Source organism: Thioclava sp. FR2 (assembly GCF_051200875.1).
Classification (GTDB): Bacteria; Pseudomonadota; Alphaproteobacteria; order Rhodobacterales; family Rhodobacteraceae; genus Pseudotabrizicola.
Window position 1 is genome coordinate 3508766 of sequence record NZ_CP195191.1, and the last position, 16522, is coordinate 3525287.

At 60.8% G+C, this 16522-nt stretch carries 10 protein-coding genes; 2 read left to right on the forward strand and 8 right to left on the reverse strand.

The window, feature by feature from the left end:
* Positions 1-53 precede the first annotated feature (53 nt).
* Genes ACSBLW_RS16985 through xdhA form a run of 4 tightly spaced genes read right to left on the reverse strand, consistent with a single transcriptional unit; the run spans position 54 to position 6350 of the window.
* Complete coding sequence (locus ACSBLW_RS16985) at positions 54-1592, reverse strand: ABC transporter ATP-binding protein (RefSeq protein ID WP_435257780.1); 1539 nt, start codon at positions 1590-1592, stop codon at positions 54-56.
* Positions 1589-2527: a xanthine dehydrogenase accessory protein XdhC gene (gene xdhC, locus ACSBLW_RS16990; RefSeq protein WP_435257781.1), complete on the reverse strand. Its 939-nt coding sequence runs from the start codon at positions 2525-2527 to the stop codon at positions 1589-1591. Before xdhC ends, ACSBLW_RS16985 begins: the two co-directional genes overlap by 4 nt.
* Positions 2524-4908 carry a xanthine dehydrogenase molybdopterin binding subunit gene (gene xdhB, locus ACSBLW_RS16995; protein ID WP_435257782.1) on the reverse strand — a complete coding sequence of 795 codons (2385 nt, stop codon included), beginning with the start codon at positions 4906-4908 and terminating at the stop codon, positions 2524-2526. Before xdhB ends, xdhC begins: the two co-directional genes overlap by 4 nt.
* Positions 4905-6350, reverse strand: a complete 1446-nt coding sequence (gene xdhA, locus ACSBLW_RS17000) for a xanthine dehydrogenase small subunit (protein ID WP_435257783.1) — start codon at positions 6348-6350, stop codon at positions 4905-4907. Before xdhA ends, xdhB begins: the two co-directional genes overlap by 4 nt.
* A 250-nt stretch (positions 6351-6600) precedes the next feature.
* On the opposite strand from xdhA, the gene dnaE reads away from it, so the two are divergent.
* Positions 6601-10083 (forward strand): DNA polymerase III subunit alpha, encoded by a 3483-nt coding sequence (dnaE, locus tag ACSBLW_RS17005; RefSeq protein WP_435257784.1) that lies wholly within the window; start codon positions 6601-6603, stop codon positions 10081-10083.
* A gap of 368 nt (positions 10084-10451) precedes the next feature.
* On the opposite strand, the gene ACSBLW_RS17010 is transcribed toward dnaE, so the two are convergent.
* The 4 genes from ACSBLW_RS17010 to ispH form a co-directional block, all read right to left on the reverse strand.
* Positions 10452-10910 carry a DUF3429 domain-containing protein gene (locus ACSBLW_RS17010; RefSeq protein ID WP_435257785.1) on the reverse strand — a complete coding sequence of 153 codons (459 nt, stop codon included), beginning with the start codon at positions 10908-10910 and terminating at the stop codon, positions 10452-10454.
* Positions 10911-11016: 106 nt separating this feature from the next.
* Positions 11017-11859: a caspase family protein gene (locus ACSBLW_RS17015; protein ID WP_435257786.1), complete on the reverse strand. Its 843-nt coding sequence runs from the start codon at positions 11857-11859 to the stop codon at positions 11017-11019.
* 69 nt (positions 11860-11928) lie between these two features.
* Positions 11929-13122 (reverse strand): caspase family protein, encoded by a 1194-nt coding sequence (locus tag ACSBLW_RS17020; RefSeq protein ID WP_435257787.1) that lies wholly within the window; start codon positions 13120-13122, stop codon positions 11929-11931.
* Positions 13123-13236: 114 nt separating this feature from the next.
* Positions 13237-14190 carry a 4-hydroxy-3-methylbut-2-enyl diphosphate reductase gene (gene ispH, locus ACSBLW_RS17025; protein ID WP_435257788.1) on the reverse strand — a complete coding sequence of 318 codons (954 nt, stop codon included), beginning with the start codon at positions 14188-14190 and terminating at the stop codon, positions 13237-13239.
* Positions 14191-14364: 174 nt separating this feature from the next.
* On the opposite strand from ispH, the gene ACSBLW_RS17030 reads away from it, so the two are divergent.
* Positions 14365-16515, forward strand: a complete 2151-nt coding sequence (locus ACSBLW_RS17030) for a response regulator (RefSeq protein ID WP_435257789.1) — start codon at positions 14365-14367, stop codon at positions 16513-16515.
* Positions 16516-16522 lie beyond the last annotated feature (7 nt).

A 16522-nucleotide genomic window follows, 5' to 3' on the forward strand; every position in this document is an offset into this window, starting at 1 on the left:
CTTCGAAGGAATTTGCAATTCTTTTGAAAAAGAATTGTGGCTCAACGCGGCTGTCATGCGCCATGATGCGCCACCTCCATGCCATGGGCCCCGCCCATCATCAGGCCGATTTCATCGACGGTCAGTCCCTTTACCGGGCGCGGCGGGGTCAACCGCCCTTCATTCAGCGCAGCAAAGGTGTCTGCAATTTCCAAAAGCTCATCCAGATCCTGACTGATCACCACCACCGCGGCACCTTCTGCCGCGCGATCAAGGATCGCCTGACGGATTGCCGCCGCCGCCGCCGCGTCCACCCCCCAAGTCGGCTGGTTGACCACGATCACCTCTGGGGCTTGGCTCAGCTCGCGCCCGACCACGAACTTCTGCAGATTGCCGCCCGACAAGGCCCGTGCCGCCACATGGGTGCCCGGCGTGCGCACGTCGAAATCCTTGACGATGCCCGCGGCGAAGTCTTCGGTCGCGGCCCAGTCGATAAACCCACTTCTGGTCAGCTTCTTGCGCACCAGACCCGACAGCAGCGCATTTTCCACCAGCGACATATCGGGTGCCGCCGCATGGCCCAAGCGTTCCTCTGGTGCCGCCACAAGACCCGCCGCGCGCCGCCCGTTTGGCCCCAGACCGCCCACGGGACGGCCATTGATCTTCACCGCCCCTTCCGGTGCCCGCAATTCCCCAGACAGGGCCAGCAGCAATTCGTCCTGCCCATTGCCTGCAACGCCGGCAATTCCCAGAACCTCCCCCTTCGCCACGGCAAGGCTCACATCCTTCAAGCTCGTTCCAAAAGGAATGGGCGAAGCCAGCGACAGCCCCCGCACCTCCAGGACCACTTCACCCTTGGGCTTGTCGGCCCGCGCTGGCGGTGTCAGCGTCGCCCCCACCATCAGTTCGGCCATTTCGCGGGCCGACACATCGCGCGGGGTGCAGGTGGCGACCACCTTGCCCCGCCGCAAGATCGTGGCTTCATCGCAAAGCTCGCGAATTTCTTCCAGCTTGTGGCTGATATACAGGATCGCCGTGCCTTCGGTCGACAATTGGCGCAGCGTCTTGAACAGGATCTGCACCTCTTGCGGTGTCAGCACGCTGGTCGGCTCATCCATGATCAACAGCTTCGGGTCTTGCAGCAGGCAGCGGATGATCTCGACCCGCTGGCGCTCTCCGGCGGACAAATCCCCCACCATCCGGCTCGGGTCCAAGGGCAGCCCGTATTCATCTGAAACCGACCGGATCTTGCTGGCCAATTCCTTCATCGGCGGCGGGTTTTCCATGCCCAAAGCCACGTTTTCGGCCACATTCAGCGCGTCGAACAGGCTGAAATGCTGGAACACCATCGCCACGCCCTTGGCCCGCGCCGCCCGCGGTTCCTCTGGCTGATAGCTTTCACCCGACAGCACCATCCGGCCGCTATCCGGCTTCACCAGCCCATAGATCATTTTGACCAGCGTCGATTTCCCGGCCCCGTTTTCCCCCAAAAGCGCATGCACCTCGCCCTTGGAAATGGCAAAAGATACATCGCTGTTGGCCACAACGCCGGGATAGGCCTTTGTCACCCCGTCGACGCGCAGCAATTCCTCGCCTTGTCCCGTCCCTGTCATCCCGCGTTCTCCTGTCGTGACGCGTGTCGTTTTCGTGGTTGCAGCACATCCTGCGCCACCCCGATGGCAATGGCCTGCGGATGCTTGCCCAATGCCGGATTGCCAATGGGGCAGTCAATCCGGTCAATGGTTTGGCTGCCGTGACCCAAAGCCATAAGCCGTGACCGGAACCGCGCCCATTTCGTTTCAGACCCAATTAGTCCGCACCGGTCAAAGCCATGGGCCAGCAATTGGTGGCAAAGTTCCAGATCCAGCGCATGGCTGTAGGTCAGGATCAGATGAGAGGCGGTTGTAGGGGCCCCGGCCACCAAATCCGGCAACCGCACTGCGACCCGCTGCGCAACGCCCTCGACCGGCCCCGGAAAACGATCCTCTGCCGTATCCGCCCAGACAAGGCGCAGACCGGGCAGGGGGCGCAACACGTCTATAATTGCCCGCCCCACATGGCCTGCCCCCCAAATCCAGATCTCTTGGCGCGCTGCCGTCAGGGGTTCGATCAGCCAGCCCTGAATCTGTTCAAAGACCAAGGCCCGCGTCCCGTTCCGCGCGGCCCTCAGTCGGTTCGCGACCTTCAACGGCATCTCGCCAGAAAACCCCGGCATCGCCCGCACCACGGGCCCAGACAGCGCGGCCAATCGCGCCGAATCCCAAACCTCGGTCAACAACGTTACGGCCCCGCCGCAGCATTGGCCAATATCCGGCCCAAGCGACACCTTATCGAAGCGATCCCCAGTCGCCAGTGCCCCCCGCGCACGAAGCGCCGCCTGCAATTCCAGGGCCCCGCCACCGATCGTGCCCGCTTGCCCGCCGTCCCAAACCAGAAACGACGTCCCCGCCTCCCGGGGTGTCGACCCCAAGGCGGAGACAACCACCACCCGCGCAACCTTTCCATGCTGCGCGACCGCGTCCTTCAGGCCCTCCCGATCAAAGCTCATGCCCGGCCCTCCACCCGCGCCACGGCGGCCAGAACAGCCTCCGCCGTCGCAGGGGCCCGCAGGTCAGGATAGCCCGGCCCGCAGGCGGCCACCGCATCGGAGAGGGCGAGGAACGCCGATATCCCCAGCATAAAGGGCGGCTCACCGACAGCCTTTGACTTGCCAACCGTATCCTCGCGATTTGGCTTGCCCCAAAGCGCCACGTTGAACACCGGCGGTCGGTCGGAACAGGCCGGGATCTTGTAGGTGCTCGGCGCGTGGGTCGAAAGCCGCCCCTTGCCATCCCAAACCAGTTCTTCGGTCGTAAGCCACCCCGCCCCCTGCACATAGGCGCCTTCGACCTGCCCGATATCCAAGGCCGGATTCAACGAAGTGCCCGTGTCATGCAGTAAATCCGCTCGCAAAATACGGTTCTCTCCCGTCAGCCGGTCAATCACCACCTCTGTCACCGCCGCCCCATAGGCGAAATACAGGAAGGGCCGCCCCCGCCCTGCCTTGCGATCCCAAGCCAACTTGGGCGTGGCATAAAACCCGGTCGAAGACAGCGACACCCGCGCCTCATAGGCCCATTGCGCGACCTTGGAGAAGGGGTAGACCTCGCCCGCGACCCGCACCATGCCGCCTTCAAACCGCACCAACGCAGGCTTCGCCTGATGCTTGCCGGCGATAAAGGCGGCCATCCGGTCCCGGATCGTCTCGCAGGCCGCCCGCGCCGCCATCCCGTTCAAATCAGACCCGGACGAGGCCGCCGTGGCACTGGTGTTCGGCACTTTCGCGGTATCGGTTGCCGTGATTTTCACCGCCAGCGGGTCAATCCCGAAAACCCCGGCCGCGACCTGCGCCACCTTCTGGAACAGACCTTGCCCCATCTCGGTGCCACCATGGTTCAGATGAACCGAGCCGTCCTGATAGACATGGACCAAGGCCCCGGCCTGATTGAGATGCGTCAGCGTAAAGGAAATCCCGAACTTTACCGGAGTCAGGGCGATCCCGCGCTTCAGGATCGGACTGGCCGCATTCCAGGCCGCGATCTCCGCCCGCCGCGCCGCGTAATCCGACCGCCCCACCAGATCGGCCACCAATTCATGGCCAATGAAATCCTCCACCTCCATGAAATAGGGCGTGCTCTGCCTGCCCATTTTCTGTCTGGAAATATCCTGGGGGGTAAGGGCCGTTGCCGCAGGCAAAAGGCCCGAGGGGGGCAAAGCCCCCCTTGCCTTGGCCGCCGCCTCAGGGTCCGCCGGGGCATAGAAATTCGCCCAACGCACCGCCAGCGGATCGCGGCCCAAGACATGGGCGATATGGTCCATCACCCGCTCGATCCCGATCATCCCCTGCGGCCCACCAAAGCCACGATAGGCGGTGGCGCTTTGGGTGTTGGTTTTCAGCCGGTGGCTCTCGATGCGAATATCGGGCAGGTGATAGGAATTGTCGGCATGCAGCATTGCCCGGTCGGCAACCGGCAGCGACAGGTCTTGCGACCAGCCGCAGCGGAACAGGTGGGTGAACTCCAGCCCCTGAACCCGCCCGTCCTCATCAAAGCCTACGCGATACAAGATCCGCAGGTCATGCCGCTTGCCGGTGATCATCATGTCATCGTCGCGGTCATAGCGCATCTTGGCCGGGCGCCCGGTCCGCGCCGCGACCAGCGCGCAAGCAATGGCCAGCGCATTGCCCTGACTTTCCTTGCCGCCAAAGCCGCCGCCCATCCGCCGCACCTCGACCCGCACCGCGCTCATCGGCAGATGCAGGGCATGGGCGACCTTGTGCTGGATCTCAGTCGGGTGCTGGGTCGAGGAATGGATCAGCATATCCCCACCCTCCAGCGGCAGCGCCGCTGCCACCTGACCTTCAAGGTAGAAATGCTCTTGCCCGCCTACCTCGAACCGGCCTTCGATCACCTGCGCCGCGCGCTCCAGCGCCCGCGCCGCATCGCCCTTGGACCAGATCACCGGCCCCTGTTCGAACCGGCTGTCCGCAGCCAAGGCGTCGTCGACAGTCAAAAGGGCAGGCAGTTCCCGATAGCTGATCTTGGCCAGCCGCGCCGCCTTGCGTGCCGCCAGATGGCTGTCCGCGGCCACCAGAAAGACCGGCATGCCAAGGTAATGCACCCGATGCACGGCCAACAGGGGCTCATCATGGGCCGAAGGGCTGCAATCGGGCATGTCGTCGAAATCCGCCGCCGACCAGACGCCCACCACACCGGGGGCCGCGCGCACGGCCGCAAGGTCCATGCTTTCAATCTCGCCATGCGCGATCGTGGACAGACCAAAGGCCAGATGCAGCGTGTTTGCGGGCAGGGGGATGTCATCGACATAACGCGCCTGACCCGTCACATGCAGCGGGGCCGCATCATGCGGCAGGGGTTTGCCCATACTCATGCCCTGACCTCCAGAACCGAAACTGGCAGGCCAGCCAGATCATGGAAATAGCGCCACAACATGTTCTGAGCGGCCTGCATCCGATAGGCGCTGCTGGCACGCATGTCGGACAAAGGCGTGAAATCCTGCGCCATCGCCGCCATGGCCTGCACGACCACGGCTTTAGACCAAACCTGACCGACCAGCGCCGCCTCGGCGGCTGCCGCGCGTTTCGGGATGCCAGCCATACCGCCAAAGGCGATGCGGGCCGAGGTGACCTTGCCGCCTTCAACCGTGACGTTGAACGCCCCGCACACCGCCGAGATATCCTGATCGAAGCGTTTCGACAGCTTGTAGATCCGCAAGGCCGGGGCCGTGGCGGGGATCGTCACCGCCTCGACGAATTCGCCGGGCTGGCGGTCTTGCTTGCGGTAGTCGAGGAAGAAATCCTCCAAGGGCAGGTCGCGCCGCGCATCGCCCCGACGCAAATGCAGGGTCGCGCCCAGCGCGATCAGCGCGGGCGGGCCATCGCCGATGGGGGAGCCATTGGCGATATTGCCGCCAATGGTCGCGGCATTTCTGACCTGCTCGCTGGCATAGCGCCGCAGCATTTCGGCAAAGGCGGGGTGGGTAACCTGCATCGCTGTGCGCAAATTCGCGATGGTCACGCCCGCACCGATGCGGATTGTTCCTTCCTCTGCCTCGATCTTTTGCATCTCGGCGATGCCGCTGAGGAAAGCCACAGAAGAAAGGTCGCGCAATTGCTTGGTGACCCAAAGCCCCACATCCGTAGCCCCGGCAATCAGCGTGGCATCGGGGTTGGCGTCGTACCACACGGCCAGTTCGTCCGTGGTCTTTGGGCGGAAGCCGGGCAGGGGGGCGCTGCCCCCCTCGGGTCTTTTGCCTTCGGCAAAAACCCTTTCCCCCCGGGATATTTCAGGACAGAAAATGGGGGATTGGGCGAGCCGGTCCTGATCTTCTGCCATCCAGTGCGGGACAGGTTGGCTGGCCGCGGCTTTGGCCGCGCGAATGATCGGGGCATAGCCGGTGCAGCGGCAGAGATTGCCCGCCAGCTGGTCATCATGGTCGCTGCGACCGTTCAGATGGGCTGTCGCCATCGAAACGACAAAGCCCGGCGTGCAAAAGCCGCATTGGCTGCCATGGTGGTCGATCATTGCCTGTTGCACAGGATGCAGAAGGCCATCGGGGCCGCTGATCCCTTCGACAGTGCGCACGGCTTTGCCATCGAGTTGAGGCAAAAACAAAATGCAGGCGTTCAGCGCCTTGCTGCCCGTGGCATCGGTGACCATCACGGTGCAGGCCCCGCAATCGCCTTCGTTGCAGCCTTCTTTTGTCCCGGTTAGCCCGCGATTTTCACGCAGCCAGTCCAGAAGGGTTCGTGTCGGCGACAGATCGTCAACACGGACAGGCGTTCCATTCAGAAGAAACGCAATCCCGGTCATCTGGTTTCAGTCCGCCGCCTTCTCCCCGTTCGAGGCCTTCTGCATCTCCGCCCGATGCGGCGTAAAGCGGAGGATGCGCCCCTGCGGGCTGTTTTCGCCCGTTTCCCTGTTTCACCATGAAGCCTGCCCGCTGACCACATGGCAAGTGCAAATAATTCGGGCAAAATTGAAGCACCCTCGCGTTTTGCCGAAGAATTGGGCAGATCTTCTCGCTCTTCCCCCGGCGCGGGTGCTTCGTTAGGCTGCGCCCATGACAGCGCCGCGATTCATTCATCTTCGGGTTCACACCGAGCACTCCCTTCTGGAAGGGGCCATTCCGGTCAAGAAACTGGTCAAGCTGGCGGCGGCGGCAGAGATGCCCGCCATCGCCGTGACCGATACCAATAACATGTTCTGTGCCTTGGAGTTTTCGGTCACGGCGCAGGGGGCGGGGGTGCAGCCGATTGTGGGGTGCCAGATCAGCCTTGCCCATGATCCGGCCCAGCCCGGCGAAAAGATCCGCCTGCCCGCGCCCATCGTTCTTCTGGCGCAGAGCGAGACGGGCTATATGAACCTGATGAAGCTGAATTCTTGCCTTTACCTTGATAAGGGCGGACAGCTGACGCAGGTGACGGTCGATGACCTTGCCACCTATTCCGAGGGGCTGATCTGCCTGACAGGGGGGCCGGACGGACCTTTGGGCCGGTTCTTGCGGCAGGGCCAAGATGCCAAGGCGCGGGCGCTGTTGAAGCGGCTGGCCGAGATTTACCCGGACCGGCTTTATGTCGAGCTGCAGCGCCACCCGGGCGAAGGCGGCCGCCTGCCCGAGGCCGAGGCGCAAAGCGAGCGCGGCCATGTCGAGATGGCTTATGAATTTGGCTTGCCCTTGGTGGCCACGAACGATGTCTATTTCCCGAAATCCGACATGTACGAGGCGCATGACGCGCTGATCTGCATTGCCGAGGGCGCCTATGTGGACCAGCAACAGCCGCGCCGCCGTCTGACCCCGCAGCACTATTTCAAATCCGAAGCCGAGATGTGCGCACTGTTCGCCGATCTGCCCGAGGCTTTGGAGAATACGGTCGAGATTGCCCGCCGCTGCGCCTTTGCCGCCTTCAAGCGCAAGCCCATTCTGCCCAAATTCGCCGATGACGAGGTGGAAGAACTGCGGCGTCAGGCCTGGGAGGGGCTGGACAAGCGACTGGCCGTGATCCCGATGGCCGCCAGCCGCGAAACCTATGAGGACCGGCTGAAGTTCGAGTTGGACATCATCGAAAAGATGGGGTTCCCCGGCTACTTCCTGATCGTGGCCGACTTTATCAAATGGGCCAAACAGCATGATATTCCGGTGGGGCCGGGACGGGGCTCGGGCGCGGGCAGCCTTGTCGCCTATGTGCTGACGATCACCGACCTTGACCCCCTGCGTTATGCGCTGCTGTTCGAACGCTTCCTGAACCCCGAACGCGTCAGCATGCCCGACTTCGACATCGACTTCTGCATGGACCGCCGCGAAGAGGTGATCCGCTATGTGCAGGAACATTACGGCCGCGAGAAGGTGGGCCAGATCATCACCTTCGGCGCGCTTCTGTCCAAGATGGCGGTGCGCGACGTGGGCCGCGTTTTGCAGCTTTCCTATGGGCAGGTCGACAAGCTGGCCAAGCTGATCCCGGTCGAAGGTGTCAAGCCGGTGTCCATCACCAAGGCCTTGGCCGATGAACCCCGCCTGCGTGAGGCCGCGAAGGAAGAGGTGGTAGGCCGCCTTCTGACCTATGCCGAACAGATCGAAGGCCTTTACCGCAGCGCGGGCACCCATGCGGCTGGCGTTGTGATCGGTGACCGCCCGCTGGACGAATTGGTGCCGCTGTATCAAGATCCCCGCGCCGATATGCCCGCCACCCAGTTCAACATGAAATGGGTCGAACAGGCGGGGCTGGTGAAGTTCGACTTTCTGGGCCTCAAGACCCTGACCGTCATCCAGAACGCCATCGGCCTGATCCTGAAAGGGGGCCGCCCCCTGCATGTCGCCCAAGACGGGCGCAAGCTTTACGACCCGCCCAAGGGGGCCGAAAATGACATCGGCCACATCCCCTTGGACGACAAGGTGACCTATGACCTTTACGCCGCCGCAAAAACCGTCGCGGTGTTTCAGGTGGAAAGCTCGGGCATGATGGATGCGCTGCGGCGCATGAAACCCACCTGTATCGAAGACATCGTGGCGCTTGTGGCGCTCTATCGTCCCGGCCCGATGGAAAACATACCCACCTATTGCGAGGTGAAGAACGGGTTGCGCGAGTTGGAATCGCTGCACCCGACCATCGACCCGATCCTGAAAGAAACCCAAGGCATCATCGTCTATCAGGAACAGGTGATGCAGATCGCTCAGGTCATGGCGGGCTATTCTCTTGGCGGCGCCGATCTTCTGCGCCGCGCCATGGGGAAAAAGATCGCCGAGGAAATGGCCAAGGAACGCCCGAAGTTCATCGAAGGCGCCAAGGCCACGCATAATATCGACGCGAAAAAGGCGGGTGAGGTTTTCGACCTGCTCGAAAAATTCGCCAATTACGGCTTCAACAAATCCCACGCCGCCGCCTATGCCGTTGTCAGCTACCAGACCGGCTGGCTGAAGGCGAACCACCCCGTCGAATTCATGGCGGGGGTGATGAACTGCGATATCCACCTGACCGACAAGCTCGCCGTCTACAAACGCGAACTTGATAAGCTGGGCATCGAAACCGTGCCGCCATGCGTCAACCGTTCGCTGGCCACCTTTGACGTGAAAGATGGCAAGGTAATTTACGCGCTGGGCGCGCTGAAAAACGTAGGCGTCGAGGCGATGCGCGCCATTGTGGACGCACGCGGGGACAAACCCTTCAAGACGCTCTTCGACGTCGCCCGCCGGGTCGATCTGAAAAAGGTTGGCAAGCGCCCCTTGGAAATGCTGGCCCGCGCCGGGGCATTCGATCAACTCGACAGCAACCGTGCAAGGGTGTTCGAGGCGCTGGATGCGCTGGTCGCCTATTCCGCGGCCATCCACGACGCGCAATCCAGCAATCAGGTCAGCCTCTTTGGTGAGGCTGGGACAGATATTCCCGAACCGCGTCTGCCCTTCCGCGATGACTGGCAGCCAATGGAACGGCTGTCCCATGAACATCAGGCCGTGGGCTTCTACCTCACCGGCCACCCGCTGGATGATTACATGGGGCCCTTGCGCAAAAAGGGCGTGAAGACCCTGACGGAACTGACCCAACAGGTGCAGGCCGGCCCGCAAATCGCAAAACTCGCAGGCTCGGTATCCTCCAAACAGGAACGCAAAAGCGCCAAGGGCAACCGCTTTGCCTTTGTCCAACTCTCTGATCCCACTGGGCTTTACGAAGTCACCGTCTTCTCTGATGTGCTCGAGGCCGCGCGCGATCATCTGGAACCGGGCCGTAATGTCGTGCTGACGGTCAAGGCTGACCCCGATGGCGATGGGGTAAAACTTCTGGCCAATGCGGTGCAGCCGATCGACGCTGTGGCAGCCGATGCCGCCGCGAGCGATCTGAAAATCCACCTCAACCGCCCCGAGGTGCTGCCCGCCTTGGCCGAGCTTCTGGACAAGGTCCAAGGCCGCAACCGCGCCGATATCTACATCTGCGTGGCCTGCGATGATGGCCAAGAGATCGACCTCAAACTCCCCAAACCCTACCCGATCACCCCCCAGATCAAGGGCGCCATCAAATCCATGCACGGCGTGATGATGCTGGAAGACATCTGATCGGACGCAGGTCGGGGCTTGCCCCGACTCCCCCATGCCCGGAACCGCCGCGCCAGCGTCCCGGGCAGCGCCCTCCCTCCCCCCCGGGAGGGCGCTCTTTCGACGCCTTCCCGCCGACCCACCGTCGAAGTAGCTGACCCATTAAACGCCCCGAACTCCGGTCACAGCGCCCACCCGAGGTCGGGCGCGGCCCTCAGGACTTGATCGGTTGTAATCGGATTTGGCGGCGGCCTTCGACGGCGGCAGACGTAGGTCGGGCTTCAGCCCGACTCTTCTTCTCTAAACCCACGGAATTCTTAAAAAACTCTGAATCCCCGCGGCTAACCATTTGATTCCGCTTATGTAAAAAAACGTCCCCGACGGGGACGCTATTTCCCGGTCAGGACAGGCACCAAAAGGCAGGCCACCACGACCCCGGTCAGGATCACCCGCAGCCGCATCCACCAGAGGGGGGCAAGGCCCTGCTTCCAGAACTGCCAGTCCAAAAGGAGCAGCCCAACAAACCCCGCCAGCAGATTGATCGCGGCATTGCCGGGGTCTCCGTTGACCATGAAGAAGGCCCATAAGGCGGGGATCACCGACAGCCCATACCCAACCCCCGCCTGCGCCCCTTCGGCGCGTGTGGCGAACCCCCACAAGACCCCGGACATGAAGGATAGGATCACGGTCCCATAGGTCAGGCTCAGATAAGTGCCGGTAAAGAGCGGCCCAAAATTCTGCGCCCCGAAATTTGCCAGAGCAGGATGCAAGACCGAGGCTGCGCCCCATAAAAACGGGATCAGCCCCGCAAGGGCAAGCAGCAGCGCAGATTTCGGGATCGGGTTCACGGGCGGCCTCTTCAAGCAGACGATTGGGGCTAGGCTTAGCTTCGCTGCAGTCTGGGTCCAGACCGTCACCGGGGAAAGCCAACCGGTGTTGCCCGCCTGCCGCGCCTTAGGGGGAGACGCGGGCAAGGACCACATCGCCCCCTTCATGCCCCGAACTCTGGATCGGCCGGTACTGCGGCTCTTGCGCCGCCCGCCCCACGGTCATGGGCAGCAGATAGCGGTCAAACAACTCGCGCACCGTGAAGGCATCTTCCTCCATCTCGGACAAACCCGTCAGCAGCGCTTGGGCAAAGACCGAATGTTTCCCCCCGCCACCATCCAGCACCGGCTCGTTCCCGCCCGAGGCCACCACAATGCGCGAGCGTTTGTCGGACAGCCGCTGCAACGCCAGCAACCGATCGCCGGTCACGCTTTCTGGCAGATCATTTCCGCCGCGCATCAGGGCACCAGAGTAACAGCTGTCTGAAATCACAAGAATGTTGTTCGCATTGATCCGCAACAAGGCATCAGTGATCGCTGTAGCGGCAAGAAAGGAAAAGGGCAGGCCCATTCTGGTATCCGAGGGTAACCAATAGGCCTTGTCCGTCGCCGCATCATAAAGCCCATGGCCCGCATAGAAGACCAAGACGGTGTCCTTCTCGCCAGCGATTTGCGACAGGTTGAACAAGGCGGTTTCAATCTCCAGCCCCGTCGCGTCGCGCAGTATCAGCGGAACAGTGGCACCGTCCAGCTTGGCCTCGTTCACAAAGCCAAAACTTTCCCGCAAGACCTGCGCCAAGGCGTCCGCATCCCCGTGAGGTGTCTTCAGATCATTCAGCCCCGACCCTTCGGGATAGTCCTGGTTCGAAATGATCAAGGCATAGCGGGTGCCCGATCCCAACAGGGCCTGCATATCGCCTTCAAAGTACAATTCGACCGTTCGCGAGATCGGACGGTTGTCTTTCGTCATGGCGACGATGTCGATCTGGTTTACCCCGGCCTGCAACACCAGAGGTGTCTCGAAACTGCCGTCCGCCTTTTACGGAACCAGTTTTCCTTCGATAATGACGATGATCGTTTCAGACGGGGCAAGAACCTGGCCGCGCAGCAGGATGTCGGCCTGATCCAGCGGGCTTGCGGCGCGGGTTTCTTCCGGCGACAGGATTTTGATGGTCCGATCCTCTGGGGTCTCTGGGCGACGCCGCTCAACAATGATGTCGCGATCCGGGTCCGTTGTTGATACCAGATAGGTCCAGCCACGCTGTTCTTCGCCAAAATCGACATTCGTCAATTCACGCCCCAAGGCCGAGGGCGTGCTGCGCTCTTGTGAGAGAATGGCCTGCGCCAACGCAAAGGAAAACGCACCATAGCGCTGGCTGTTCGGGGCGTTGGCGGGCAGCGAGAGTTCCAAGGTGATTTCACCGGCGGCGGTGCCGTAAAACACGCTAAAGGCCCCTGCGCCGGAGTTCAGCAACTGCTCTTGCGTGGGCGACACACCATCGGGGTCAAGCCGGGTGCGCCAAAGACCGTCCGGGTCAACCCGCACTTGTCTGTCTTCCAACCGCATTGCCTCGGCAATCGAGGTGTCCAGAAAGACGCTGACATCCGCCCCGCGATTGCGCAGCAGCGTGATCAAGCCAGAAAGTGCGTCGGCCGATAGCACATCGGCTTTGCCATAGGCACTTTGGTTCAGGATGAACCACGGTCCCTTCTCGACAAGGGCGTTTGCCGGTCTTCGGCCAAGGGCCATCGTGGTCCAGTCCTGCAGGGTCGCTATGTCGCCATATGACATCACGAACGGCCCGAAATCCAATTGGGCCGGAGCAAAAAAGGACGGGTCCATGACCCAGCCGGAAAAATGCAAAATCACGCTATCGCCACATTGGGTTGCATCCAGCCCTTCCTGCGCGGCTTTTGTAAATCCGACATGGGTAGCATCCAGCCCTTTTAGGCGAACGATATTCTCCGCCTTTGCGCCGCGCGCAATCAGCGCCTGCGCCAAAAGATCGGTATCATTCTCGGTTCCCAGAAGATCGTAGCTTTCTTCGCCGGACCATGCGTTCGCGCCCGTCAGCAAGGCCCGAGTTTGCGGTTCGCTTTGACCGCAAAGAGAAGGCTCGGTTGATGGTGAGAGGGCAAGGCGCACATCCATGCCGATGGCGTCCTCGGTCAATTGGTGGACAAAAGCGTGTTCTTCATCTTCAACACCCTCGGTCGCGCCAGCGGTGGCCATACCGGGTGAAATTGCCAAAAGTAGGATAAGGAAACTTGCTCGCATCATGGCGCGACAGTGCCGCTGCCCAAACGGGCTGTCACATGAAATTCGCGGTTACACCGGGCGAAGCGATCAAACCGGTTCGCGCAGAATGCGTGGCACCTTGAATTCGACGTTTTCAGTGGCGGTTTCCACCTTTTCGATCGTCGTTTCGAACCGAGCACGGAAGGCGTCGATCACTTCGTTGACCAGCACCTCGGGTGCCGATGCACCTGCCGTGATGCCAATCGAGCGGATGCCGTCCAAGGCTCGCCAATCAATGTCAGTCGCGCGTTGAATGAGCTGGGCATAAGCGCATCCAGCGCCGCGACCGACCTCGACCAAGCGTTTGGAATTCGACGAATTCGGCGCACCGATCACCAGCAAGGCATCAATGCGCGGAGCCATGGCCTTGACGGCCATCTGCCGGTTGGTGGTGGCATAGCAGATGTCTTCATGGGCCGGGACGACAATCGCAGGAAAACGCGCAACCAAGGCTGCAGCGATTTCGGCGGTGTCATCAACCGACAAAGTGGTCTGGGTGATATAGGCCAGCTTTTGCGGATCGCGCACCTGCAATCCGGCCACATCCTCGACCGTCTCAACCAGAAGAACTTCCCCCTCGGGCAACTGCCCCATCGTGCCGACGGTTTCCGGATGGCCGGCATGGCCGATCATGATCATCTGAAGCCCATTTTCAGAATGACGCGCGGCTTCGTTATGGACCTTGGTCACCAAGGGACAGGTCGCATCCACCGCGATCATCTCGCGCCGCGCTGCCTCGGCAGGAACGGCCTTGGGCACGCCATGCGCGGAAAACACAACGGGGCGATCCGGGGGACATTCATCCAGCTCTTCGACAAAGACTGCGCCTTTTTCGCGCAAGGCATCTACGACAAATTTGTTATGGACGATCTCGTGGCGCACATAGACAGGCGCGCCCCACTTTTCCAAGGCCAGCTCGACGATCTTGATGGCGCGGTCGACTCCGGCACAGAATCCGCGCGGAGCAGCAAGCAAGAGGTTCAGGGCAGGGCGGCTGGACATGAGGACTCCTGTTTCTTCCCAGCGACCTAGCGCATTCTGAAAAGACATCAAAGTGTCAACTGGCAACTGACCTGCCGAACCATTGCCCAATACTTAAGAGAACGGGTAATCTCGCCGTTCGCTTGTATAATAGAGACAAGTCCATTGATTGTATCACCGCTTGGAGACGGTTCATTGACACTTGTCCAGTTCTTTACTGACCGGATTGAGTCGTACGTCCGGCAGGGCGAGGATTTTCGGACACGGGCGACCCGGCTTCTCAGCCTTGTGGCTGTTGCAATCGGCGTCCTGTGGCTGGTCGCCGGCGTGGTGTCAGGCGAATATGTCATTATTGCAGGTGCTGCCGCTTTGGTGGCGGTATCGTTTCTTGGGACGCATCTGGCAGCAAACAATTACAAAATTCTTGGCCGAATGGTCTGGTTTGCTGGTGCCAGCGCGATCGTCCTGTTAACGCACCTCTTTCTGCATCCAGATTTTCATGTCGATCAGCTTTACATCGGCATCCTTGCTGCGGTGTTTCTGAATTTCTCGACACGGGACGAGCGTCACCTCGTTTACGTTTGCATCGCCATGATCACGGCATTCTGGTTCGTCGGCCTGCTTTTGGGCGCGGGATTGTTCTATGAGGGCAGCGGCAACGATCCGCATGGACATAGCCTTTTTAGCCCTCTGATCACCTTCACCACGTTTGTCTCGGTTGGGGTAAATGTTTGGATATTCGTGGTTGCGAACGATCGCTACGCGCAACGCCTTCGTCAGTCTCGGAGTCAGGCCGAGGCGGCGAACAAGGCAAAAAGTGCGTTTCTGGCCTCGGTCAGCCATGAAATCAGAACGCCGATGAACGGAATCATCGGCATGGCTGATCTGTTGCAGGCGTCTGACCTCACCCCGGTTCAGCGCCGCAACCTTGAAGTCATTCAGGAATCGTCCAATTCCTTGCTGCGCATGATCAATGACCTGCTGGACATGGCTTCGGCCGAGGCAGGAACGCTTCGCTTGGTTGAAGAAGAGGTGGACCTTCCGGCAACGATTGAGTCGGCCGTGGACGCATTGGGTGCGTTTGCCCATCAAAACCACGTCTTTGCCGAGGTGTTGATTGACGATGATGTCCCACAGCGGGTCATTGCTGATGCAGGGCGTCTTCGGCAGATCGTCACCAATATCCTCGGCAACGGGATCAAATTCTCGCGCCGGCCACGAGATGACTCCCCCGGTCACGCAAAGCTTCATGTCTCACACGATGCCGTTGGGAATGTTCGGCTTGTGTTCACCGATGACGGGATCGGAATTGATCCTGCCTTCAAGGCGTCGCTTTTCCAACCTTTCCTCAGCTTTGAGCCTGTGACGAAAAAACGGTTCAGCGGAACCGGTTTGGGTCTGTCGATCGTCCAACAGCTTGTGCTGAAGATGGGAGGAACAATCACCATCGACAGCGAACTTGGGCAGGGAACGAAAGTGACCGTTGTCGTGCCCATGCAAAAGGTTGCGGCCCCCAAAGAAGCCGTGCGCTTTAATGGTCTGACGGTCGCCATGTATGCCGTGGATCAAAGGCTTGCTGCGTTCTGGCAGTCATTGCTGAAGCCAAAAGGGGCAAATGTCGTCGTTATTCCGGCATCGGTCACAGAAGGGCAATTGGCCGATCGGGTGGCGGCAGAGAAGGCTGACCTTCTGATCTTGCCAATGTTTGACAATTTGGGCGTCGCTCATCCCGAACGCCTCCAGACTGTTCGGGCCCAAGCGCCCAAACTGCCTTTGGTCGTCATGTGTCACACGCGCAGGCGCCCATCTGGTCTTATTGACCGGTTGACCTATTGGCTGGACGCAATGCCGACGCTGCCCAGTCAGGCAATTTCGGCCATTCTGGCGATTTCGCCCATGGCAGGATCCGAAGAACGGACCATAGCCGAAGCCTCGGAACCGGCACCCGCTACAGTGGAACCTGCCGCCTCAAAGATCCGCATCCTTGTCGCTGAGGATAACGAGATCAATCAGATCGTCTTGGCGAACCAATTGGAAAAACTGGGGCACGAAGTTCATGTCGCCGCTAATGGGCTACAGGCCTTGTCGATGTGGCGGGCAAACGCTTACGACCTGTTGCTGACCGATTGCCATATGCCCGAGATGGATGGTTTCGACCTTGCGGCTTCGATCCGTGCTGATGAGAAAAAAAGCAATCTGGAACGGCTGCCAATCATCGCCATTACTGCCAATGCGCAAAAAAGCGATGCCGCCAGATGCCTTGAAGTTGGTATGGACGATGTGCTGACAAAGCCGTTTCGGTTTGCTGATCTGTCGCGTCTTTTGGCTGGCCTGGCGCCGTCCTGAACCTTCA